The organism is Pediococcus sp., from assembly GCF_003533255.1.
GTDB lineage: Bacteria > Bacillota > Bacilli > Lactobacillales > Lactobacillaceae > Pediococcus > Pediococcus parvulus.
Window position 1 is genome coordinate 19,497 of the sequence record NZ_DOEM01000006.1, and the last position, 23,746, is coordinate 43,242.

The window sequence follows — 23,746 nt, forward strand, 5'->3', positions numbered from 1 at the left end:
AGTTGAGTTGGGATGACACTGTTATTAAAAAATGGAATTGGGTTGATCGATCATAAGTTACAAACACTGACAGTTTTGATTGCAAATAACCGTATCCAAGAACTTAACGGCTCGACAGCCGAAGCAGATGAAGTGATTGAGTTACATCAAGATTTTATTTCTCCTGGTTTGATTGACCTTCATGTGCACTTACGCGAACCCGGTTTTACCAATAAAGAGACCGTTAAAACGGGGGGTATGGCGGCTTTACATGGGGGCTTCACGACAATTGGAGCGATGGCAAATCTGAATCCAACTCCAGATACTGAAGAACGTTTCAAACGGCAATTAGAACTTAACAGGCAAACCCCAATCAAAATTAAACAGTATGCGCCCGTTACCAAAAATCGTGCAGGCCAGTTTGTAGTCAATTTTGGTCAACTGGCAAAGGCCGGGGCATTCGCATTTAGCGACGATGGCTCTGGAATCGAAAATGCCCACATAATGCTGGAAGCGATGCGAGAACTTGCCAAACTACATTTGCCATTATGTGATCATGCGCAGGATATGGCTTTGACAAATGGCGGTGTCCTAAACGCGGGGATGACTGCTGAAAGGTTGGGCGTACCCGGAGTGAATAATGTTAGCGAAGCTGTGCAAATCGCCCGTAATTTGGTTTTAGCGGCTAATACAGGTGTGCATTATCATGTTTGTCATGTGTCCACTAAGGAAAGTATCAATTTGATTCGGCTTGCTAAAGCGCAAGGTGTGAACGTTACCTGTGAAGTGACCCCACATCACCTTTTGTTAGACGATTCCATGATTGTTGGTGATGAAAAATCGCAGTTTAAAATGAATCCGCCGCTGCGAAGTCCAGAAGATCGCTTAGCTTGTGTGGCCGGATTGATGGATGGCACGATTGATATGATTGCTACGGATCACGCCCCACATACGGATGCCGAGAAAAAACAAGGAATTTTGGCATCACCCAACGGAATTGTCGGATCAGAAACGGCCTTTGCGTTGTTATATACGAAATTTGTCAAAACTGGTCTTTGGCCGCTGGATAAATTAATCGATTGGATGAGCGGGGCACCAAAACGGCTGTTTCACTTAAACGAAGCGGGACAACTTAAAGTTGGGTCTTTGGCCGACATTGCGGTCTTTGATTTAACTCAGGAAAAAATAATTGAGGCTAAAAATTTCTTGTCAAAGGGACATAATTCACCTTTCCTTGGTGAAAAAGTTTTCGGAACCACAGTTTTGACAGTAGTGGATGGAAAAGTGACATATCGGAGGAAGCCAAATAATGACTAAAAAAAGATATTTAGTATTAGCAGATGGCGGTATTTACGAAGGAAATGCGTTTGGTGGCGAAGTCAGCTGCACTGGTGAACTGGTTTTTAATACAGGGATGACTGGCTATCAAGAATCTATCACCGATCAGTCTTATAACGGTGAGATCCTCATGTTTACATACCCGTTAATCGGAAATTACGGCATCAATTTTGATGATGATGAATCAGTCACACCAAGAACAGCGGGGGTGGTCGTCCATGAGTTAGCACGCAAAGTTAGTAATTGGCGCAGTCAAATGAACCTGGATAAATTTCTGAAACAGCATCAAATTCCCGGCATCTCTGGGATCGATACAAGAGAGTTAACCAAGATTGTGAGAGCACAAGGTACCATGAAAGCGGCACTTGTCAACACTGTGGAAGAAGCGCAGGACTTTATTCACGGTGGTTTGAAAACGACACTGACTACCTTGGTTGAACAAAGTACGACGCAAAACGCGTACCCGAACCCCAATTCTGGCAAACGAATTGTGGTGATTGATTTCGGTTTGAAACATAGCATTTTACGCGAACTTGCTCAGCGTCAATGCAACGTCACGGTCTTGCCAGCCACTGCCACCGCTAAACAAGTTCTAAATTACCAACCTGATGGGGTTTTTCTAAGTAATGGTCCTGGTGATCCGAAAAATGTGCCGAATGCCTTGGAAATGATTCGCACAGTTGAAACACAGGTGCCTTTGTTTGGAATTTGCTTAGGTCACCAGTTGTTTGCCTTAGCTAATGGGGCCGATACGTTCAAGATGAAGTTTGGGCATCGCGGGTTTAACCATCCTGTTCGAGAAATCGCAATTAATCGGATTGACTTTACGGCGCAAAATCATGGCTACGCGGTCGCCGCCGATTCAGTTGAGCAAACCGATTTGTTGGTGACTCATCAAGAAATTAACGATGAAACTATTGAAGGTTTACGGCATAAAAAATATCCCGCCTTTTCGGTTCAGTTTCATCCAGATGCCGCCCCCGGTCCCCACGATGCAAGTTACCTTTTCGATGAGTTTTTAGATAATATCGACAGTTTTCAACGTCAAAGGAGGGTCAGCACACATGCCTAAACGTCAAGATATTCATAAAATTTTAGTGATCGGTTCTGGTCCAATCATCATTAGCCAAGCCGCTGAGTTTGATTATTCTGGCTCACAAGCTTGTTTAGCTTTAAAGGCGGAAGGTTACGAAGTCGTCCTCGTCAATTCTAACCCGGCCACAATTATGACGGATCCAGAGATTGCCGACCAAGTTTATATCGAACCACTGACTTTGAAATTTGTGAGTCGGGTTATTCGCAAAGAACGGCCGGACGCCATTTTACCAACGGTGGGTGGTCAAACGGGATTGAACATGGCTAAACAACTGGCTGAAGCTGGTGTGTTAGCTGATTTTAACATTGAACTTTTGGGAACCAGTTTGAAGTCGATCAATCAAGCTGAAGACCGGGAACAGTTCAAAGAGCTGATGCAAAAATTAAACGAGCCGGTACCCAAATCGTTAACGGTAACGACCGTCAAAGAAGCTCAAGACTTTTCTGCAAAAATTGGGTTTCCCGTTATCATTCGACCAGCGTATACATTGGGTGGAACAGGCGGTGGGATTGCTGAAAACATGGATGAGCTCACCGCCATTGCTGAGAACGGGTTAGACTTGTCGCCAATTACGCAAGTCTTAATTGAACAGAGTATTGCTGGATTTAAGGAAATTGAGTTTGAAGTGATGCGGGATCACAATGACAACACGATGGTGGTTTGTTCAATGGAAAACTTTGATCCAGTGGGCATTCACACCGGTGATTCAATTGTGTACGCACCAGTGCAAACTTTGTCGGATCGTGAATATCAAATACTACGGGATGTTTCCTTAAAACTAATTTCAGCATTGAAAATCGAAGGCGGGTGCAACGTTCAATTGGCCTTGGATCCCAACAGTTATCAATATTACATTATTGAAGTCAATCCACGGGTGAGCCGTTCGTCAGCATTGGCTTCAAAAGCAACCGGTTATCCGATAGCAAAGATGGCGGCTGAAATTTCGGTAGGTTTAACGCTTGATGAAATTAAAAATCCAATTACCCAAACAACTTATGCAGCATTTGAACCCGCTTTAGATTATGTGGTCTGTAAGATTCCATGCTGGCCATTTGATAAGTTCAATCATGCGGATCGTCTGTTGGGCACCCAGATGAAGGCTACTGGTGAAGTCATGGCAATTGGCCGTAACATTGAAGAGGCTACTCAAAAAGCGGTCCGTTCGTTGGAAATTGGGTCCGATTTGATGGGCTCATCAGAATTAACAAGGCTAACAGAACAGGAACTCACAGAACGGTTAGTCAGAGCTCGCGATGATCGGTTGTTTTGTGTCATGGAAGCTTTACGGCGGCAGTGGTCGGTTGCCGAAATTCATGAATTAACTAAGATAGATGAATTTTATTTAGATAAATTGAGCCATATTTTAGAAATTGAAACTCTGTTGCAACAACATCCCGGTGATTTAGCGGTGTTAAAACTTGCCAAACAGAATGGCTTTACCGACGTCGTCATTGGCAAGGCTTGGCATAAAACAGCTGATGAAATTAGAGCCTTACGTCGAACTAAACAAATTTGGCCAGTGTACAAAATGGTTGATACGTGTGTGGCCGAGTTTGAATCGCACACGCCTTATTTTTACAGTACCTATGAAGAAGAAAACGAAAGTCATTCAAGTGAGCAACCCACCGTTATGGTCATTGGCGCAGGGCCAATTCGGATTGGACAGGGAATTGAGTTTGATTATGCGACTGTGCATTGTGTTCAAACTTTAAAAGCTGCTGGTTATCGGGCGATCATTATGAATAATAATCCCGAAACAGTTTCAACGGACTTCTCAATTTCGGACAAACTTTATTTTGAGCCTTTGACACTAGAAGATGTTTTAAACGTTGCTGATTTAGAAAAGCCACGCGGAGTGATTGTTCAGTTTGGTGGGCAAACCGCCATCAATCTAGCGAAACCATTAGCCGATCATGGTGTCAAAATATTGGGCACTGCGGTCGAAGACGTCAATCGTGCTGAAGATCGAGATCAGTTTAATCAAATTATTGAAGAACTTAAAATTCCCCAACCATATGGCGATACCGCCACTACCAATGAAGAGGCCCTCACAATTGGTGAAAAAATTGGCTATCCGTTGTTAGTACGACCAAGTTAGGTGTTAGGTGGCCGGGCCATGGAAATTGTGCATAATAACGAAGAATTAAAGCATTATATGCATGCAGCAATTGAAGTTTCGCACGAGCACCCCGTTTTATTAGATCGGTATTTAGTAGGTAAGGAGTGTGAAGTTGATGCAATTTGTGATGGTGACACAGTTGTGATTCCGGGCATTATGGAACACATCGAACGCGCTGGCATTCACTCTGGTGATTCAATGGCCGTCTATCCACCGCAGACATTATCCACAACCGTTATTAAACAAATTGAACAGGCCACCATTCAATTAGCTCATTCCTTGAACTGTTTTGGGTTGATGAACGTCCAGTTTGTCATTCATCATGAACAAGCTTATGTTATCGAAGTGAATCCACGCGCCAGCCGGACTGTGCCATTCCTGAGTAAGACGACTAAAATTCCAATGACTCAATTAGCAACGCAAGTCATTATGGGTCAAAAATTGGCCGACTTAGGGTATGAGACTGGAATTCAGGCGCCGTCCAAACTGGTTCATGTCAAAGCACCGATTTTCTCCTTTAGTAAATTAAACCGCGTGGACAGTTTATTAGGACCGGAAATGAAATCAACTGGAGAAGTGATGGGCAGTGACTGTTCCTTTGAAAAGGCACTGTACAAAGCGTTTGAAGCCAGTGGGGTTCACTTACCAGCCCACGGCAATATCTTGATGACCGTGCGGGATGCTGAAAAGCCCCAAGCAACTGAATTAGCTCGACAATTAGTTCAGCTCGGTTTTAATTTGTACGCGACAGAAGGAACTGCTCAGTATCTTACGGAACGCGGCGTGTTAGTTAAACAGCGAGTCGAGAAGTTAAGTGAAAATTCACCGCAAATTGCACAATTGTTAACAGATCAAAAAAATCAACTGGTCGTGAATACGGTGGATGACAATATGGAGTCCGTTAATGATGATACCAAGATTCGAGCGCTAGCAATCAGTCATGAGATTCTTGTATTGACCTCACTAGATACCTTATCAGCAGTTGTCACCATGCTAAAGAGCCAAGCTTACTTAATTCAAGCCATTTAAAAACGGAGGTTGCATCGAATGTCAGAAAATAAATTAGCAGTTAGTTTACCTGGTTTAGAACTTAAAAATCCTGTGATGCCAGCCAGTGGAACTTGTTGGTATGGTCAAGAATTTGCGCAACGTTTCGACTTGAATCTTCTTGGTGGGCTGGTTGTGAAGTCCACAACCATAGAACCGCGTACCGGCAATCCTAAGCCACGTACGACGGAAACGACTGCCGGGTGGTTAAACGCCAATGGTTTACAAAATGTAGGTGTTAAACAAGCCGTTGCCGAAAAACTGCCTTGGCTAGATGCTCATTTTCCCGAATTGCCCATTATCGCCAGTGCAGCGGGATTTAGTGAAGACGAGTATATTGCGGTTGTCAAAGGTTTAAACGAATCACCCAACATTAAGGCAATTGAGTTGAACATTTCGTGTCCCAACGTTAAAAATGGCGGATTAGCCATGGGAACGGATCCTAAACTGGTGGAAAGGTTGACACGGAAATGTGTAGCGGTTAGCCGGGTGCCCCTATATGTCAAACTGACACCCAATATTACAGATGTGACGGCGATCGCCAAAGCTGCTGAAGCTGGTGGGGCGGCCGGTTTGACCATGATTAACACCTTGACTGGGCTTAGTATTGATTTGAAGACACGGAAACCAGCTTTAGCCAATGGTACAGGAGGGTTATCAGGTCCAGCCTTGAAACCAATCGCGTTAGCCATGATTCATAAAGTTCATGAAACCTGTCAGTTACCAATCATTGGGGTGGGCGGTGTTTCGAGTGCCGAAGACGTTTTGGAGATGATGATGGCCGGAGCGAGTGCGGTCGAAGTCGGCGCGGCGAATTTCCATGATCCGCTAAGTTGTCCGAAAATCATCGCCCAGTTACCAATAGTGATGGACTTTTATGGCATTGATAATTTGAAACAGTTGCAGGAGGTTCATTTTGATTAAATATTCGCCGATTGTGGCTTTAGATGTTGCTAATCTAGATCAAGTAAACACAATTTTAAAACAGTTGGACGTTAATCCGCGGCCGATGGTCAAAATCGGAATGGAAGTATTTTATCACTTCGGACCAAGGATCGTTAAACATGTGCAAGCCATGGGATTTACCGTTTTCTTGGATTTAAAGTTGCATGATATTCCTAATACAGTGGAACGAGCAGCACGTGTGATTGGCGCCCTGGGGGTTGAAATGACTACTATTCATGCCGCTGGTGGGTCAGAAATGTTGGCGGCCAGTAAAAGAGGTTTAATGCAAGGAGCTCAAGAAATTGGTAAAGCACCGGCCAAACTCCTCGCAATTACTCAGTTAACCTCGATTGATGATCAGATTTTACATAACCAGCAGTACGTAGCGATTTCTTTGCAAAAATCCGTGCAAAATTATGCCAAACTAGCTGAAAGTACTGGTTTGGATGGCGTCATTTGTTCCGCATTGGAAGTGCCGGTGATTCGTGAGGTAGTTAATCCGGATTTCTTGTTCATCACCCCCGGAATTCGACCCAATTCTGCTCAAAATGGAGATCAAAAACGAGTGGTAACACCCAATCAAGCCGCCAAACTGGGCAGTAACGGCATTGTGGTTGGCCGGCCAATTACCCAAAGTGTGGATCCTAAATTAGCATACAAACAGATTGCTGAAGAGTTTAAGGAGGAAAAATAAGATGACAATTGCTGAACAAGTTGCACATTCTTTATTAGAAATTGGCGCGGTGGCATTACGCCCAAACGATCCATTCACCTGGGCAAGCGGATTAAAAAGTCCAATATACTGCGATAATCGATTGACGATTTCCTATCCTAAAGTTCGCCAGTTGATTTGTAAAGGTTTAGTAGAATTAATCAAAGCCAATTATCCAGATGTAGAAGTAATTGCCGGTACCGCTACGGCAGGGATTCCGCATGCAGCATGGGTGGCCGAAAAACTGAATCTTCCTCTGATTTATGTGCGGTCTAAACCTAAGGATCATGGTCAGGACAAACAAACCGAAGGCGTACTGAAACCTGGTCAAAAAGTGGTTGTCATTGATGATCTTATTTCAACTGGCCAAAGTGTTTTAGGAGCTGTTCAGGCGGTCCAGAAAGCGGATGCGACTGCAATTGGAGTAGCTGGCATCTTTAGCTATCAATTATCAGCAGCTGAGGTGAACTTTAGGGAAGCCGCGTTACCATTACACACAGTCACTAATTACAGTACATTAATCAGAGTAGCCAAAACTGAAAACAAAGTTAGTGAAACTGAACTTGAAATTCTTAAAAAGTGGCGGCAATAGAGAATACAAAAAATCTCTTCTGGTTTATAATCAGGAGAGATTTTTTTGAGTTATAAAATTAGTTTTTAGTAATTTTCTTGGGTAAAGAGGTAATTAATATGGTTGCGAGCACACACAACGCGGCAAAGAATAGGATAACAGAGTGGCTACCAACCACGGTTTGTTTAACTTCTGACAGGTTAGGATATTTCTGAGCGGTCATTGCTAAAATTGTTGAAGCAATCGCAGTCCCTAGTGATCCCGAATATTGTTGTAAAGTATTAAAAATTGCGTTACCATCACCAATTTGGGCGGGCTTTAATTGTTGCAGGCCAAAGGTTAACGAATTGTTGAATAAAAAGCTGAATCCTAACATGTAAACTGTATAGAAAATAACGATTGTGGTAGTTGACAGGTAGTTTGTAAAGATAAGCAGGAGTCCAATCCCCAACAAAATGAATATTGCCCCAATTGAAAATGGTATTTTTGGTGAGTAGCGATCGAGTAATTGACCAGTTAGGGGAGCGACAACTGCAGAAAATAAACTACCAGCCAGTAACATCATACCCGACAGCATCACACCTTTCTGCAGGGAGAGTTGGGCGAAGGTTGGCAGTACAAAAGTCAAACCAATTTGCACAAATTGGATCAAAAAGTAAATTAGTACAGCTCGGGTAAAAAGCGAGTTTTTGAAAATATGAATATTAATTAAAGGCTGACTACTTCGAAGTGACAGAATGACGAAAATGGCAAAACACAAAAAGCCAAAAATGAAATTTCCATATACAAGTGGGGTTGTTAAACTACCACTACCAGCGTGATTGATGGCCAAAGTAAGACCTGTCAGGCCCAAAAAGATCAAAATAAATTGAGCAAACGGAAAACTACTTTTGACTGGTGACTGGCCTTGTTGAATGGTCGAAATAGCCAGTACACAGCTGACGACACCGATCGGCAAGGTTATCCAGAAAATTAGTGGCCAGTTATACATTTGAGTAATAAAACCTCCATATGTTGGACCTAGGGATGGTGCAAAGGCGACAACCATACCGGCTGTTCCGACATATTGGCCTTGCTTGCTGAGAGGAATCTGTTGCATAATGATGGCAAACATGAGCGGCATGGTCAAGCCAGTACTGATTCCTTGAATAATTCTACCAATTAATAGAAATGTCAGTGAACTGGCAGAACCAGAAAATAGAATTCCCAAAATAAATAAAATACCGGCCGCACTCAAAATCGTTTTAAACTTAAACCGACGTTGAACAAACGCAGTGACGGTCATCGTTGCTGCTACGACTAACAAGTAGGCGGTCGTGACCCATTGGACGTTATTTAAGCTTTCATGAAACTGAGCCATTAAAGTCGGAAAGGTGACGTTCATGGCTGTTTCGACCAGAACTCCACAGAAGGCCAAGCCAGCGGTACCCACAATGGATAATTTCGTTTTCGTACTAATTGATGATGTTTCTTGCATAAAAAAACCTCCAGAATTCTAACTGAAGCACCATATACCTTAATAAGGTATGTTGCACTTTCACTAGAATTGGAGGTTAATTTGTTAAAACCGCTGAATATCTTCTGTTGGAAGTCGAACATTGAGCACAAAAATATATGTGCTTCAGTTTTGTTTACTTTCTCATTATATCGGATAAATTTTGAAAATACCAAGTAATTTTTCAGAAAAGATTTTCTATTGAGAATTTGTGATTTTTGATTCTACTTTGAAGCTGTGAATATGTGGCAATAAACAGATTTGCAAGCCAAATCATACAAGTTATGATGCGTTTGAGGCTATAATAAAAGTGATTAAATTATAAAAAAGGGATGACTCTATGTCAGATTATAAATTTTTAGATCCGTTTACTTTTGCAAATGGCGCAACCGTGCGGAACCGCATTGTCATGCCACCAATGACAGAACGGAGCGCTTTCGAGGATGGCGTGGTTTCTAATGATGAGATTGAATACTATCGGAAACGAGCCGGCGGAGTTGGTATTGAGATTACGGGCTGTGCGAACGTTTCGGAACTTGGTAAGGGTTTCGAAGGTGAACTAGCAGTTAACAAAGATCAAGATGTTGCCCAATTAGCACGTTTAGCTTCAGCAATAAAGAGCCGCGGTGCTAAGGCAATCCTCCAGATTTTTGATGCTGGCCGGATGACTAACAGCGCAATTTTACGTGGTGAGCAACCGGTTAGTGCTAGTGCTGTCAAAGCATTACGGCCGGATTCTGAGACGCCACGCGAACTGAGCGAAGAAGAAGTCGAAGAAGTGATCAAAGATTTCGGTAGCGCCACAAAACGCGCAATTAATGCGGGTTTTGATGGTGTTGAGATTCATGGTGCCAATACTTATCTTATTCAACAGTTTTTCTCTCCTCATTCTAATCGTCGTCGCGATCAATGGGGTGGTACGTTGGATCAACGAATGAACTTCCCAGTAGGTGTTGTTGAAGAGGTTCGGCGCGTCGTTAAAAAATATGCGCCAGCCACATTTATTGTGGGATATCGAATTTCACCGGAAGAAATTGAGAATCCAGGGATCCGAATTGCGGATACATTGGCGTTGATTCCTTCCTTAATTGAAAGTGGAATTGATTATCTTCACGTTTCGTTGAATCAGGTTTGGCAAACTTCTGCAAATGACAAAACTGACAGTCAGCCACTGATTGAAAAGATTCAAAAAGTAGTCGATCATAAAGTGCCAATGATTGTGGTTGGTCAGATTACAAAACCAGTCGAAGCCGAAAAGGTGATTGCCGATGGGTTTGAGTTTGCGGCAATGGGCCAAGAACTTATCCGGGAACCAAACTGGGTTCAAAAAGTGATCGCAGGTGATGAGGATGCCATTCGCTATGAGTTGTCACCCAGTGATCTAGAAGAATTGGGGATTACCACACCTTTATGGGAATTCTTGAATCAAGGCTTTAGCAAGACAATTCATATTACAAGTGCATAGGCTAAAAAACTAATTAGCAGAAACTTCTGTTAATTAGTTTTTTGAGTTAAAGTTGTGAAAGTCGTTTTCGCAAAGCAGATTGACTCGCATAAATATACAAACCTCGAACACCACGTTTTAAGAGCACATTAAGGGTGTTCATAATAAGTTGTTTTTTGATTTTAGTGAGCTCTTTAGGATCCGTTAAATCAGCCCGTTTTTTAAAGATCTCACTATCCGTGACTTTGGCTAAATTAATCGTGACGCCATCAGTTTCCGGATCATATTCGATAGGCGGTCCCAAAATAACGCCAACATAATTCAGGTCAAATCCTTGAACCGTATAGATTGACCCAACTTCATTAATGGTTTCTGGTTTTTCGGCCCAGGACTGCCGTGAATAATTATACTGATCCCATGGCAACTTAAAGTTACCTTCTACAATATAATGTTTGCCCCCGTCTAATTTGGAAGGATAGCCAGTCGTTGAAACGATTCTGGATAAACCGACTTTTTGATTTTGTTTGATTATTAACTGGTGCATTGCTTCGGCATCGTCAAAAATCCGAAAATCGAAGTGATCGTCCCTGTGCTGTGGAACTGGGGTGAGGTGGCCATGTGTGAATTCATCGATCCAAGTGACTAGCTTGGGATCGACCTGCATTCGAAACTGATCGTGCAGGACGTATTCCTCATGCGAATAGGGCTGAACGATTTGGGATAAACGTGCGCGATCCCAGTAGCTTTTGGTTTTTAAAACTTGGTTTTCATCGAATACTAAAACTACAATTTTGCTGTGCTTGATAATTTCGACTAATTGATTTTGTTGATCAAAATTGTCGTAACGATCCGGTCGCGACAATAAAAGATGGGCTTCATCAATGATGGCAATGTCGTAAGTTAGATGATCCTTGTTGCGACGATTGATAAAAGAGGTGGGGCGATCAAAGTCCTTTTTAAACAGGTGTGGTTGCTCGCCAGCAATTTCTTGATAAACTTTCAAAATCTCGGGATGGTTCACCAAAAAAACGTTTTTTGTACCGTTTAATGGATCGTCTGCCTCGCTACGTGCTGCGGTTTGAAGATCGTTAAAGATCTGACTTAAAACAACGCTTTTACCAGTTCCCGCTGCGCCATAAATGGTAAAAACGGCATGTTTAGATTGACCAAGGTGCGCATTAATAAAAGTCATGATTTTATTTTTTAAATTAAGTTGTTCTGGTGATAATTTCTTAAATGGCGACAGTTTGTAACGCGCGTCATTGAGCTGCTTTGGCGTCAATTGAAGACCTTCTTTCTTAAAATGTCCTAATTTCATAGTAAGCCAAAAAGCGAGATCCTTCAAAGTGGTATACTTTTCACATTCACTTGATAAGGAAAGGATTTATATAGAATGTTAAAAATAGTCGCATTAAACAAAGAAAACATGGCAGATTGGGATGCTTCAAACACGCAATTTGAGCTAACAGGACGGGTTGTTCCAAGCTTGAAAGATGGGCGGTGGACAATTAAAGAAATCCCCTTTGAAACGGCCAAAGCAACTAAATTTCCCGCTGAAAAACCAGATGCTTCGTATTTAGCCGATCCACAAAAGCAGTTGTACTTTGCCTATTTGGACGGCAAAAATGTGGGTCAAATTCGAATGTTTAGGAACTGGAATAAGTTTTGCTACATTGAAAATATTGCCATTCAGGCAGGCCATCGTCATGCAGGAATTGGGCAACAATTATTTGATGCTGCTGAAAAATGGGCGCGGGATAATAAGCATGTGGGTCTTCAATTGGAAGCGCAAGATGATAATCTAAATGCGTGCCAGTTTTATCAAAAACAAGGAATGAAACTTGGTGGTGTGGATACCCTGTTTTATACAGCCAATCCTAATATCAGTGTTGCACTACAGTGGTACAAAATATTTTAATTTTATTTTAGTTGATCAATGCAAATGTTCGTAAATTAATTTTTCTTTCTTTATACTTAAGCCATTAACTGATAGGGAGAAAATAATGACTTTAAATAAGAAACGCGTATTAATAATTGGTGGGACTTCAGGATTTGGTGGTAAAGTCGCTAAACTGGCTTCTAAGAAAGGTGCTCAAGTGAGTGTTGTTGGTCACAATCAAGAACGATTAAATGAATTTTTGATTGAAAATACAGAAAAATATCCAAATATTTCTGGCAAAGCTTTTGATGCGCAAGATGCAAAATCGTTAAATTCTTTTTTTGAAGAAAATGAACCGTTTGATCATGTGATTTCCACACTCGGGGGTGCAATGGGTGGTGGCTTTTTGGATAGTTTTTTAGACTTAATTCGTAAAACGATTGAGGATAAGTTTTTTGTGAATTTGCAGGTAGCTCAAATTGCCAGTAAGCATCTTAACAAAAAGGGTTCCTTAATTTTTACATCGGGTTCAGGTGGTCACCCAAGTGATGCGTCTGGTGCGATTATTGGAAATCAAGCGATCAATACGATGGTCGCGGGCTTGGCAGTTGAATTAGCACCAAATTACCGAGTCAATGCAGTTTCACCAACTTGGACGCCAACAGGATTGTGGCGAGAACTATCAGCAAGTTCTCTTGAAACGCAAGAATCGCAGTTTGCCGAAAATGTGCCGCTAAAACGAGTAGGGACTATTGCGGAAGTAGCATCGGCTTATTTGTACTGTATGGAAAATGACTTTATGACAGGACAAGTTATGCGAATTGATGGTGGCGTGGATTTGTAAGGGTTCAAACAAAATTATTGTTTGAGGAATCTTGGTTTCAGATCTTTGATTGCTTTTTCATTGAGTTTTAGGACCGTTCGACAAGTCAAAAGGCAGATAATAAGCACGATTCCTGCGGGATTGCGATCCCGCCTCCATCATGCTTATGGTTTTAATCTTTTATAGTTGAGGACAGCTCCGCAAAACAAGACCGGCAATATAAGTATGACTCCAGCAGGACTTCATCCTGCATCCGTCACACTTATATTGCCGGTCTTCTCGTTTTGCTTCACTCACTATCTATTCGTTATGGTCCTCACCCGGCGCCGTATCCACCAAGCTATCCAACGTTTCCATATCTTCATCCGGAATCACAAAATCTAAATTAGTATTTTCCTCAATATGGGTTGGGTTAATCGCCTTTGGCAACGGCACAATATTATGCTGCAAACAGTACTTAATGGCCAACTGTGCCACCGACACATGATTATTCTTGGCAATATCTGCTACATCTTGATTATGCAATAAGTAACCCGTTGCCAATGGAGAAAATGCCTCCACCAACATGCCGCTTTGTTTGGCAAACCGCACATTACCAGTTTCCGTATACCCAATATAATACTGAAGCTGATTAACCATTGGTTCAATTTCACAGTTTTCCAAAATGTTTTTTTGATCCTGAACATTGAAGTTAGAAATTCCAATCGCCTTTGCACGACCTGATTTATAAATCTCTTCCATTACCCGCCAAACTTCGACGTTTTCTTTAGAATAATCCGCACCCATTTCATCCCATGGCCACGGCGCATGAATTAAGAACAAATCAACATAATCCAAACCAAGGTTCTTAATGGATTCTTCGAAATATTGCAGACTTTCTTCGTAGCTCTTACTTTTTGCTGGCAATTTAGTTGTGACAAAAATTCGGTCACGCGCAATTTCGGAATCCCGAATTGCTTTACCTACGCTGTCTTCATTGCCATATTGCCAAGCAGTATCAATATGACGATAACCAGCTGCCAAGGCGTTTTTGACAGCATTGTATGTAACTTCACCATCAGGAATCTGCCAAGTACCAAAGCCAACCTTAGGAATCTTGACGCCATTGCGAAGCTCGAATGTATCAGTTAGTACGCTCATCAAACATCTCTCCATTTCGATTTCAAATTTATAACTCATGATAACACGCTTTGACTATTCGAAAATTAAATTGCGAACTAAAAACGTTTCACCAGAAATTTCTAGTGAAACGCTTTTATTAAACTCGCACTTTTTTACGCATAAAGTACTTGCGGATCTCTTCAATTAACACAAGTGGAATTGGAATGCAGACTAACAAAATCCAGTCTTGCCAGCCAATTGCAGCTGTATTGAACAATCCCTGTAAGAAGGGCACATAAATTAGTAAGGCTAGGAGAAACACTTCAAAAATAATGCCGCCCCAAATACGTCGATTACTGAAAATACCAATGCTAAAAATTGAGGAATTCTTTGTTCGACAATTCAAGGCAGCCGCAATTTGACAGAAGACAATTGCAGCTAACGTCATGGTTGTCGCTTCCTGATAAACAGAACCAGATGCTGCCAACGCCACATTTGGCCAACCGTGTTGATGGTTAACGAAGAAGTAACCCACAGTTGAAATGATGGACGCCACTAATCCATACCAGGCAAAAGCCTTCAAAATAATCCCTCGGTTTAAAAGATGAGCAGTTCGTAAACGCGGTGGCTGTTTCATAATTCCGGGTTCACTTTTTTCAGCCCCTAAGCCTAAAGCAGGTAACATATCAGTTCCAAGATCAACAGTTAGAATTTGCATAACTGTTAATGGCAAAGGAATTAAACCGCGTGAAAACAGGAATAAGATTGAAGGAGCAGCTTCAGGCATATTACTATTTAAAATATATAGGAGAAACTTTTGTAAATTGCTGTAAACGGTTCGACCTTCTTCAATTGCGGCGACGATTGAAGCAAAGTTGTCATCAGTCAAAATCATGTTGGCGGCATCTTTAGCCACATCAGTTCCTGTGACACCCATGGCAACCCCAATATCGGCTTTTTTCAAAGCAGGAGCATCATTAACACCATCACCGGTTGAAGCCACAATCTCACCGATACTTTGCAACGTTGAAACAATTCGATACTTTTGTTCAGGAGCCACACGAGCAAAAATCACTTCACCCTTTAAAGCTTCTTTAAGATCAGCAATGTGCATTTCAGCAAGTTCGTCACCTGTAATAACACGCGCTTTGTCACTAGCGACACCAATTTTAACTGCAATACTCTTGGCAGTTAATGAACTATCACCGGTTACCATGATAATACGAATACTTGCTTCATGACATTTGCGAACCGCTTCAAAAATTTCTGGACGGGGTGGGTCTTCCATAATTGTTAAGCCAACGAAGGTGAGATGTTGTTCAGCGTTTTCGATCGTCCAGTCTTTAGTATCATCAGGTAAACTATCATCAGCTGAAGCATCCCGATAGGCAATTGCTAAAGAGCGTAAACCTTGGGCCGCATATTTTTTGTCAGCTTCGTTAATTTGTTCTTTATCAGCTTCAGTAAGGGGACGCAGTTTACCATTATCTAGAATCGTGTCACTAATTGGCAGGATACCATCCAAAGAACCTTTTACACAAATAGTAGTTTTGCCATCGACATCATGAAAAGTGGACATTCGTTTCCGATCGGAGTCAAAAGGTAAAGCCCCAATTCGTGGAAACTTTTTGGATTCTGATTCAAGATTAATTCCAGCCTTTTCAGCTAAAATAACTAATGCTGCTTCTGTAGGGGTACCAATAATTTTAGGATTGTCACCAGCTACTTTTGGCTGTTCTACCTTAGTATCGTTATTCAAAGCCGCAACCCGAAGTAGCATTTCTAAGTCCGGTTGGGCTGACAGATCAACATCTTTGGAATCAAGCTGAATATGACCGTTGTTCACATAGCCCTGACCAGTAACGGTATATTCATGGCTGGCTAACCAAAGGTGATTAATGGTCATTTGGTTTTGAGTCAAAGTTCCAGTTTTATCAGAACAAATGACAGTCGTTTCACCAAGGGTTTCAACACTGTTTAAATCCTTAACTAACGCATGTTTCTTGGTCATTCGAGTAACACCCTGGGCCAAAGACAGCGTAACGGTTGGTAATAGTCCTTCTGGAATAAAAGCCACAATCATCCCTAAAGCAAAAATAAATGACTTGGCCATTGGGTAATGCACAAAAAAGATTGCGGAGACAAAAAAGATGGCGCCAATTAAAATGGCAATTACCGATAATTGACGAGTTAAATGATTCAATTCGATTTCAAGGGGACTGGCTTGGTGTTTTTGATTCTGGGTTAGTTTGGCAATTTTACCAAATTCAGAGTGCATGGCAGTTGCGACCGCTACTGCAGTCGCCGTACCACTACCTGCGACAGTTCCCGCAAACACGAGATTTGCCTCTGAAAAACGACCTACACCATGTGAATATTCGGCTTGTTTACTAACAAGAACCGATTCGCCAGTTAGCGCGGATTCGTCAACTTGAAGGGAGGTTGATTTGATGATCCGGGCATCTGCAGAGATACTGTTACCAGCTTGAATAATGAATACATCGCCAGGTACCAAATCTTCCGAATTGATTTGCTTCGGTTTGCCATCTCGTAACACTTGTGCATAGGTTGGCAACATTTTCAACAGAGAATTAGTTGCTTTTTGAGCCTGATGCTCTTGCCAGTAGCTGAAAATACCATTGATCAAATTGACGGCCCAAATTGCAATTCCTAGTTCAACCATTTGCGCAAAAATCGCAATGAAACCACTGATCCAAAGTAAAATTGCCATCAAGCTTGTAAAGTTTTTCAAAAAAGCTTTAACTTGCGATTGCTTTTTGTTTCTTTGAATGGTATTTGGTCCAAATTTCTTTAGTAATCCAGCTGCTTGTTCTGAAGATAAACCGGTTTCCTTTGTATCAAAGTACTTATAGACATCATTGATATCCATAGACGCATAACGTGTTGTACTTTTTTGGTTTACTTTATCCAAAATACTGGCCTCTTTCTATCCAATTTTAAATGCAATTCCTTGCACCGTATTAGTATAACGCCATTTGATGAAAAGCAGTTATTTTTTTGAGATATTAAGCTTGGATTTTGTTGGATTACTACGTATAAGTCATGTTTTTACAGTCTCTGAGGTCTATATTAGAGTTTGAGACTGTGCTATGAAAATATGAAGCTGGAATGTAGTGGCCATAACTTCTGAACCGTTTTAATATGAAATACTATATCCCAATTATAATTTTTGAATAGCTGTCTTTCGAGAAGTTTGCTTAAGAAATTGACAGAACTAAACCTTTCGATATCTTTTCAACCCCACAATATTTAAAACTGTCAGGACAATCAAGAAACCAAACAAGACTGTTATTTCTAATCCAAGTGACGACAAACCCGCGCCACGCATCATAATTGCGGTTACTGCGTCTCCAGAATACTTAATTGGGACGATATATGAAATTGTCTTAATCCAACTAGCCATCTGATCCAACGGAATGATACCAGAAAAGAAGATCTGGGGAATGACCACTAACGGGATAAATTGCATCATCTGGAATTCAGAGCTTGCAAATGTTGATAACAGAATCCCGAAGGCTAACGCTACCAGAGCCAATAACAAATTAATCAAAATAATGCTGAACAAACTACCAACCACTTCAGCGCCGAGTAACCAAACCGTGACCAATACGATCAGCACGGTTTGAAAAATAGCTAAGATTCCGTAGCTGGCCATGTAACCAAACACAATTTCATAGCGTTTAACGGGGGTCGCCAGCAGACGATCTAGCGTACCACTAGTCCGTTCTTTGAGAAGCGCCATTCCAGAAATTAAGAAAACAAAGAAGAAAACGAAAAATCCCATCAGAATTGGCAACATCTTATCAAAAAAGCTGGTGTTAGCATCGCCGTATACATAATGGTTTGTGATTTTTGGCGTGGCCATTTTCTTAGAACTAACCTGTGCTAGTGTCACGTGATTAGATTTAGAAGTTTTAACTTTTTGATTCGTCGACTTGGCAACTTGGAACTGTAACTTTGCCAGTGCTTTGGAAGTGATTGTTAACTGGTGTCTGAGTTTGCCGATGACAGTTGTTGAGGTTTTAAGACCTGTTTTTAGCTCGGCAGTTCCTCGGGCTGTCAGGGCATTTTTAACCGCCATTTTAACCGCTGTGGTTTTAGTGGAATCAGTATTCGCATGGGTCAGTATATAATCGTTATGCTTTTTTTGAATAATGGCATCGATGTGAGTCTTTTTCAATGCTTTTTCAGCGGCAGTTTTGGAATCATATAATTTCACGTCAACATGGTTGCCTTTACCCAATTTTTTATTCATGGCTTGGGACAATGAAACGGTTCCGATTGTGACATTCGTCGTGGAATTCGATGAAAAGATGGCATTCATTAAAAACAAAATCAAAATTGGCGCCAAAAACATCAAAGCCAGTGTCCGCTTGTCGCGTAAAAGTTCTTTTAAAACCCGAATCATAATTGCAATAATTCTCATAGTTGTACACCTTCTGCCTTCAAAAATACGTCTTCGATCGAGTTCACTTGATACTGCTTTTTAAGAGCGGCAGGTGAGTCAAACGCCATAACTTTACCGTTTAAAATTAAGGCTACTTCATCAACAAGTTCCGCTTCATCCATGACGTGGGTCGTGATCAAAATACTACGATTTTCGTGACGAATTGTGTTTAATTCTTTCCAAATTTGACGTCTCAGAGCGGGATCAATGCCGCCAGTGGGTTCGTCCAAAATTAGTAGCTCTGGGCTGCCTAATAAGGCGATTGCCAAAGATAAACGCCGCATCATGCCGCCAGAATGACTGCTAACGCGTTTATTTAAGTCGGTGGTTAAATCAACAACCTCTGCGACATGGGCAATTTCAGCATGAATTGTCTGTTTTTTTAGACCTTTCATTTGTGCAAAAAACATCAAGTTTTCTTGACCACTCAATGATCCATAAAGAGCGTCCGTTTGGGCCATGTAGCCAATGCGAGACAAAAGCTTTCGGTTGGGCATTACCTGATTAAAAACGGTGGCGGAACCACCATCGGCAACCTCCATTCCCAGAGTAGTTTTGATGATGGTGGATTTACCGGCGCCTGAGGGTCCGATCAAACCCACAATTTGTCCTGGTGAAACCGTAAAATTAATATCTTTTAAAACGGTTTGTTTGCCAAATTGTTTGACTAAATGATTAAGTGAAATACTTGTAGATGACATTGAAGAGTCCTCCTTTAGGCAGGTGAGTAATTACTCACCTTTCTTCAAAAATGATTATAGCCGGTTCTATTTTTAAAGTCAATATAGAAAAAATCCTCACAGCTATTCAATAGTTATGAGGATTTCAGTTTAATGTTGCACATTAATATCCGGTTTTTGTTTTGTACTGGAAATATTCAAGACGTACTGTTGGATGAAGCTGACGATCTCCCCATTTTGGGGCAGATCATGATGGGTCGTGTCTTCACCAGTTACGGTGATTTGAGTGTAATTCTTTGCCCGTTTTTGGAAAATATATTTACCGGCTTCCACACTCGCAAACGGCACCGTTCCGTCATTGTTGTAGTTTTCCGTGCCGGCCACGGAATACATGACTAAATTGGTTGGAATCTTACTATTATCCTTAATTAAATCTGTCAACATTTGGTTACGTTTATCAATGTTTGTTTCCGAGAAATTATAGGGTGAAGCAATGGTCATCAATGTGTTAATACGCATTTTTTGTTGGTTAAAATATTTTTCTAAATAACGGGTTAAAACTAGACCACCATTGGAATGACCAATTGCAGAAAAGTGATTAAATCGGTATTTGGCACTCAAAATGGTCATGGCGTGGCTAAACCATTTAGCCTGTTTTTTAATATTTGAGTAGCCATCATGGTTATTTTGAAACGCAATGACAATGTATGGATGGCTTTTGCCTGGTTGAAAAGTGCCACTATATGAAAGGTGGTTATCCGTATGAACAGTTACTTTTAATAAACTACTGGATGTTTTGGTTTTACCATTCAGTTCATTGACCATGGCATCAAAGCGCTCTTGAGTTTCACTGCTACCGGGCACCAAAATAATTGGTGAGACGCGTGAATTTGCTGATGGAATGGCATTGCGCATGTTTTGGTGGGTCCATTGCAAACCGAAAACGGCCATGAAACCCAGTAATACAAATAAGATTAGTGGACGAATCCATTTAAGCATGAGACTCATCTCCGTTTCTTTCTGGCAATTGATCAATCAAAGAGACGAATGGGTAATAAATTAAGCTTGATAGGATCAAACCGATTAAACTGACAAAAAGGGCGCCAAAGTTTCCGTTTGTTCCTAGAAAGGCTCGTAAAATACTTGGTGTTGCATATGGAATTACGTAGGCCGCAGCCGGGACGAGATGTGTGATAATGGCTAAATAGCCAATGCTCATACTGACAAACGGAGCGACTAAAAACGGAATTAAGAAAAGCGGATTAAACAAAATGGGAATGCCAAACATGAGTGCTTCGCTTTGATCAAAAACAGTTTGGGTTATGGATAAACTGGCCACCAAACGGGCGCGTTGATTTTTAACTCGAAGGAGGATAGCACCGGCCAGTGCCAGTAACATGCCGTTTCCGCCCAACGCCCCATATGAGTCGTACAACGAATGTAACGTGATTGGATAAGGAATGTTCCAGAGATTATGATGTTGGGCAAGATACGTTAAATTGGCGGTCTCTGATGAAAAATGATTGCCGATTGTGGTGGTGAAATCATTAATGATGCCAAAAAAGTGGCCGAAATTGCTAAGCAGAGTTGCAAAAGTAATTTTCCAAAAGGTTGGATGATTTCCAGTTTGTAAGAAGTTTTGTACTTGTTGCGATATGTAATTAGGAAAGAGTTGTGTTTGGTAGACCGTAAAGCTGATGCCACCAATTAAAATGATTAAGAGACTGAAAATCACAATGAGATGAGTAGTCGCCCAGTAAGTCACGGTTAATTTAAGTGAAGATCTTTTGGCAAGAAAACTGTATCCATATCCAGTAAACAGGCCAATCAAAATCGGGATGAGTAAATTACCCGCAACGTCAGTGATTTGTGGCAAATCAAGATTGGGTGCAGTTTCAACGATGAGCAAGAAGTAAATAAATAAACTCGTAATGCCGGCTAAATGTTCATGAGATAGCTTTGCGCGTAATTCGAAAAGATTTTCGGCCGTAAAAAAGGCCAGTAGTAATGAAATGGTGATAAAAGTCAGGTCATTTGTGGATTTGAGCAGATATGAGATGCTGTTAAATCCAGGCAAATTGGTGTGCAGATCCCAGATGACTTCTAAAATACCATTACGATGGAAGCAGGTTTCAAAAATAATGTGAAAACTAACACCCACAAATTCTAGCGGGAAAATTAGCCATAAGGCCGAAAGGATTGCCCGATAAAAATTCATTTTATACAATTTTCGTGTCACAATTAATAATTGCTTCATTGCGAATCACTCCCCCGTGAGCTTTCCTTGATTATACAACATCTAGATTGGTTTTGATGAGTGGTAGAAGGGATTAAGTGATATTTAGACGACAAAAAAACCAGCAACTAATTTAATTGCTGGTCTTTTTCAATTAATCACTCAAATAACTCTCTAAAGTGACTTGAACGTGTTTACGTTTACGGACAATTTCTGGTGTGACATGTGGCAAGAATAGCACAGTCTCTTTCTTTGCTTCCGTAACCTTTTGGTCTTGGTGAATCATCTGCCAAAGGGATAATAATAAGAGGGCACAGACCGCGATCAATGGGAATCCCGCGATAGAACTAATTGCTTGGACCGTTTTAAAGCCTCCGACAAATACAATCCCAAACGAGAAGATAATGAAGACAATTACCCAAATTAATCGGTTAAATTGACTAGGTTGCTCGCCAGGTGCCAAATGTTTACTTGTAAATGACGACACGATGAATGCCGATGACGAAATGGTTGTGGCCAAAAAGATAAAACACGAAATGCTGTAGATTACTAACATGATCATCTTTAATGGTAAAGTGCTGATTACGGCCGCGATGGCAGCTGATTGTCCTTGGGTGTTCAAAATATGAACAAGGTTGATTACCCCAGTTTGTTGTAGATAAAGTGAGTAACCACCTAAAATAGCGTAGAAGCTCATGCAGCCAAGGGCACCGTAAGTCAGCATGCCGACAATTACCTGACGAATGGTTCGACCACGAGAAATACGGGCGATAAATAAGCCCATAACCGGCATATAGGATAACCACCAACCCCAATAGAAAATTGTTTCTTGTTGAGCAACTCCAGGTTTACCGTTGGTTGTGGTGCTAGCACTCATCGTTATAAACTTTTCAACCATTAAACGTAAACTGTTACCTTCATCATGGAAGATGGTTAGCGTTGGGCCGATAAATAAAACAATGAGTAAGAAACCAATGGCAGTCCAAATATGGGCAGCGCTAAGTTTATCAATCCCACCTTTAATCCCGTGAAACACGGTAACAGCAAAGATGACAAACAAAATTAAGAACATAAAAAGTTTTAAGAGTAAATTATCGGGAATTCCAGTAATTTGATTAATGATTTTTGAAAGAACCGGAATTTCCATGCCGACGGATGAACCAATGCCACCCATGATCCCAAACACAACCAAAAAGTCGATGATTTGACGAATAATTTTTTTGTAGTGTTCAGGTCCTTTTAGAAATGAAATAGCGGCACTAATCCGCATGACCCGTACGTTACGAACGTACATAACGTAAGCAATGGCAATGGTGGCAGAAGCAAACATCATCCAGGCCATGGGACCCCAGTTGAACTGACCCAACATGTGAGCATCACCGTAAGCGGCAGCAGAATAAGGTTTGTCACCAAAAACGGGGCTTTGAACGTAGCGTAAAGGGTCAACCATACTGAGCATGAGAATGCTGGCGTCGATGGCGGTGGCAAAAACCATGCTACCCCATTGGAAGCTACTGTACTCGGGTTTGTCATTGGCGTGACCAAGTTTGATTTTACCAAAATGACTGAAGGCAAGGTACATGAAGAATACGAAGTTAATGATGTAGATGCCAAGATAAGCCCAGGACATGTGAGCGGTGATCCCGTTCATGACGTCGCTGAGAACGGCACGAAGTTGGGAACCGCCAAGAATGAGTCCAAGGGAAACAAGGGCGAAGAGACTAACGGTTGGAATAAAAACGGTTTTATCGATATTACTGTGGTGTAAAATAATGATCCTCCTAATATATAAGTGAGTGTAGGGAGGCGATTA

The 23,746-nt window shown here is 41.4% G+C and carries 17 protein-coding genes and 1 pseudogene; 9 read left to right on the forward strand and 9 right to left on the reverse strand.

Translation table 11 applies throughout. The annotated features are described in order from the left end of the window. Positions 1-12 precede the first annotated feature (12 nt). The 6 genes and pseudogenes from DD627_RS01850 to pyrE all read left to right on the forward strand — a co-directional run bounded on the left by DD627_RS01850 (position 13) and on the right by pyrE (position 7,828). Positions 13-1,296, forward strand: coding sequence for a dihydroorotase (locus DD627_RS01850; protein ID WP_260274812.1), 1,284 nt, complete (start codon positions 13-15; stop codon positions 1,294-1,296). Continuing rightward, a complete protein-coding gene (locus DD627_RS01855) occupies positions 1,289-2,389 on the forward strand; it encodes a carbamoyl phosphate synthase small subunit (protein WP_260274811.1) in 1,101 nt (366 codons plus the stop codon). Before DD627_RS01850 ends, DD627_RS01855 begins: the two co-directional genes overlap by 8 nt. After that, positions 2,382-5,561 (forward strand): annotated as a pseudogene (gene carB, locus DD627_RS01860) (carbamoyl-phosphate synthase large subunit). Before DD627_RS01855 ends, carB begins: the two are co-directional and overlap by 8 nt. Before the next feature lie 18 nt (positions 5,562-5,579). Further along, a complete protein-coding gene (locus DD627_RS01865; RefSeq protein WP_260274810.1) occupies positions 5,580-6,503 on the forward strand; it encodes a dihydroorotate dehydrogenase in 924 nt (307 codons plus the stop codon). Further along, a complete protein-coding gene (pyrF, locus tag DD627_RS01870; RefSeq protein ID WP_260274809.1) occupies positions 6,496-7,218 on the forward strand; it encodes an orotidine-5'-phosphate decarboxylase in 723 nt (240 codons plus the stop codon). Before DD627_RS01865 ends, pyrF begins: the two co-directional genes overlap by 8 nt. A 1-nt stretch (position 7,219) precedes the next feature. After that, complete coding sequence (gene pyrE, locus DD627_RS01875; protein ID WP_286984566.1) at positions 7,220-7,828, forward strand: orotate phosphoribosyltransferase; 609 nt, start codon at positions 7,220-7,222, stop codon at positions 7,826-7,828. A gap of 58 nt (positions 7,829-7,886) precedes the next feature. Here pyrE and DD627_RS01880 read toward each other — a convergent pair whose 3' ends face one another. Next, entirely contained in the window at positions 7,887-9,284 is a 1,398-nt protein-coding gene (locus DD627_RS01880; RefSeq protein ID WP_260274808.1) for a DHA2 family efflux MFS transporter permease subunit, read from the reverse strand. 358 nt (positions 9,285-9,642) lie between these two features. Here DD627_RS01880 and DD627_RS01885 point away from each other — a divergent pair, with 358 nt between their 5' ends. Further along, positions 9,643-10,767 carry an NADH-dependent flavin oxidoreductase gene (locus DD627_RS01885; RefSeq protein ID WP_260274807.1) on the forward strand — a complete coding sequence of 375 codons (1,125 nt, stop codon included), beginning with the start codon at positions 9,643-9,645 and terminating at the stop codon, positions 10,765-10,767. 46 nt (positions 10,768-10,813) lie between these two features. On the opposite strand, the gene DD627_RS01890 is transcribed toward DD627_RS01885, so the two are convergent. Then, entirely contained in the window at positions 10,814-12,064 is a 1,251-nt protein-coding gene (locus tag DD627_RS01890; protein ID WP_375710192.1) for a DUF2075 domain-containing protein, read from the reverse strand. A 75-nt stretch (positions 12,065-12,139) separates the two neighbouring features. On the opposite strand from DD627_RS01890, the gene DD627_RS01895 reads away from it, so the two are divergent. Beyond that, positions 12,140-12,664: a GNAT family N-acetyltransferase gene (locus DD627_RS01895; protein WP_057783315.1), complete on the forward strand. Its 525-nt coding sequence runs from the start codon at positions 12,140-12,142 to the stop codon at positions 12,662-12,664. An 85-nt stretch (positions 12,665-12,749) separates the two neighbouring features. Continuing rightward, positions 12,750-13,469 (forward strand): SDR family oxidoreductase, encoded by a 720-nt coding sequence (locus tag DD627_RS01900; protein ID WP_260274805.1) that lies wholly within the window; start codon positions 12,750-12,752, stop codon positions 13,467-13,469. 279 nt (positions 13,470-13,748) lie between these two features. On the opposite strand, the gene DD627_RS01905 is transcribed toward DD627_RS01900, so the two are convergent. From DD627_RS01905 to DD627_RS01935, 7 genes are all read right to left on the reverse strand, one after another. Next, entirely contained in the window at positions 13,749-14,588 is an 840-nt protein-coding gene (locus tag DD627_RS01905; protein WP_260274804.1) for an aldo/keto reductase family protein, read from the reverse strand. A 118-nt stretch (positions 14,589-14,706) separates the two neighbouring features. Then, complete coding sequence (locus DD627_RS01910; protein ID WP_260274824.1) at positions 14,707-17,439, reverse strand: cation-translocating P-type ATPase; 2,733 nt, start codon at positions 17,437-17,439, stop codon at positions 14,707-14,709. Between the two features lie 345 nt (positions 17,440-17,784). Beyond that, positions 17,785-18,996, reverse strand: a complete 1,212-nt coding sequence (locus DD627_RS01915) for an ABC transporter permease (RefSeq protein ID WP_068806387.1) — start codon at positions 18,994-18,996, stop codon at positions 17,785-17,787. Further along, positions 18,993-19,718 carry an ABC transporter ATP-binding protein gene (locus tag DD627_RS01920; RefSeq protein ID WP_260274803.1) on the reverse strand — a complete coding sequence of 242 codons (726 nt, stop codon included), beginning with the start codon at positions 19,716-19,718 and terminating at the stop codon, positions 18,993-18,995. The genes DD627_RS01915 and DD627_RS01920 overlap by 4 nt, the downstream gene beginning before the upstream one ends. A 129-nt stretch (positions 19,719-19,847) precedes the next feature. Continuing rightward, complete coding sequence (locus DD627_RS01925; protein ID WP_260274802.1) at positions 19,848-20,696, reverse strand: alpha/beta hydrolase; 849 nt, start codon at positions 20,694-20,696, stop codon at positions 19,848-19,850. Further along, positions 20,689-21,954 (reverse strand): PTS transporter subunit EIIC, encoded by a 1,266-nt coding sequence (locus tag DD627_RS01930; protein WP_057783303.1) that lies wholly within the window; start codon positions 21,952-21,954, stop codon positions 20,689-20,691. Before DD627_RS01930 ends, DD627_RS01925 begins: the two co-directional genes overlap by 8 nt. 133 nt (positions 21,955-22,087) lie before the next feature. Then, positions 22,088-23,668, reverse strand: coding sequence for a BCCT family transporter (locus DD627_RS01935; RefSeq protein WP_260274823.1), 1,581 nt, complete (start codon positions 23,666-23,668; stop codon positions 22,088-22,090). Between the last annotated feature and the right edge of the window lie 78 nt (positions 23,669-23,746).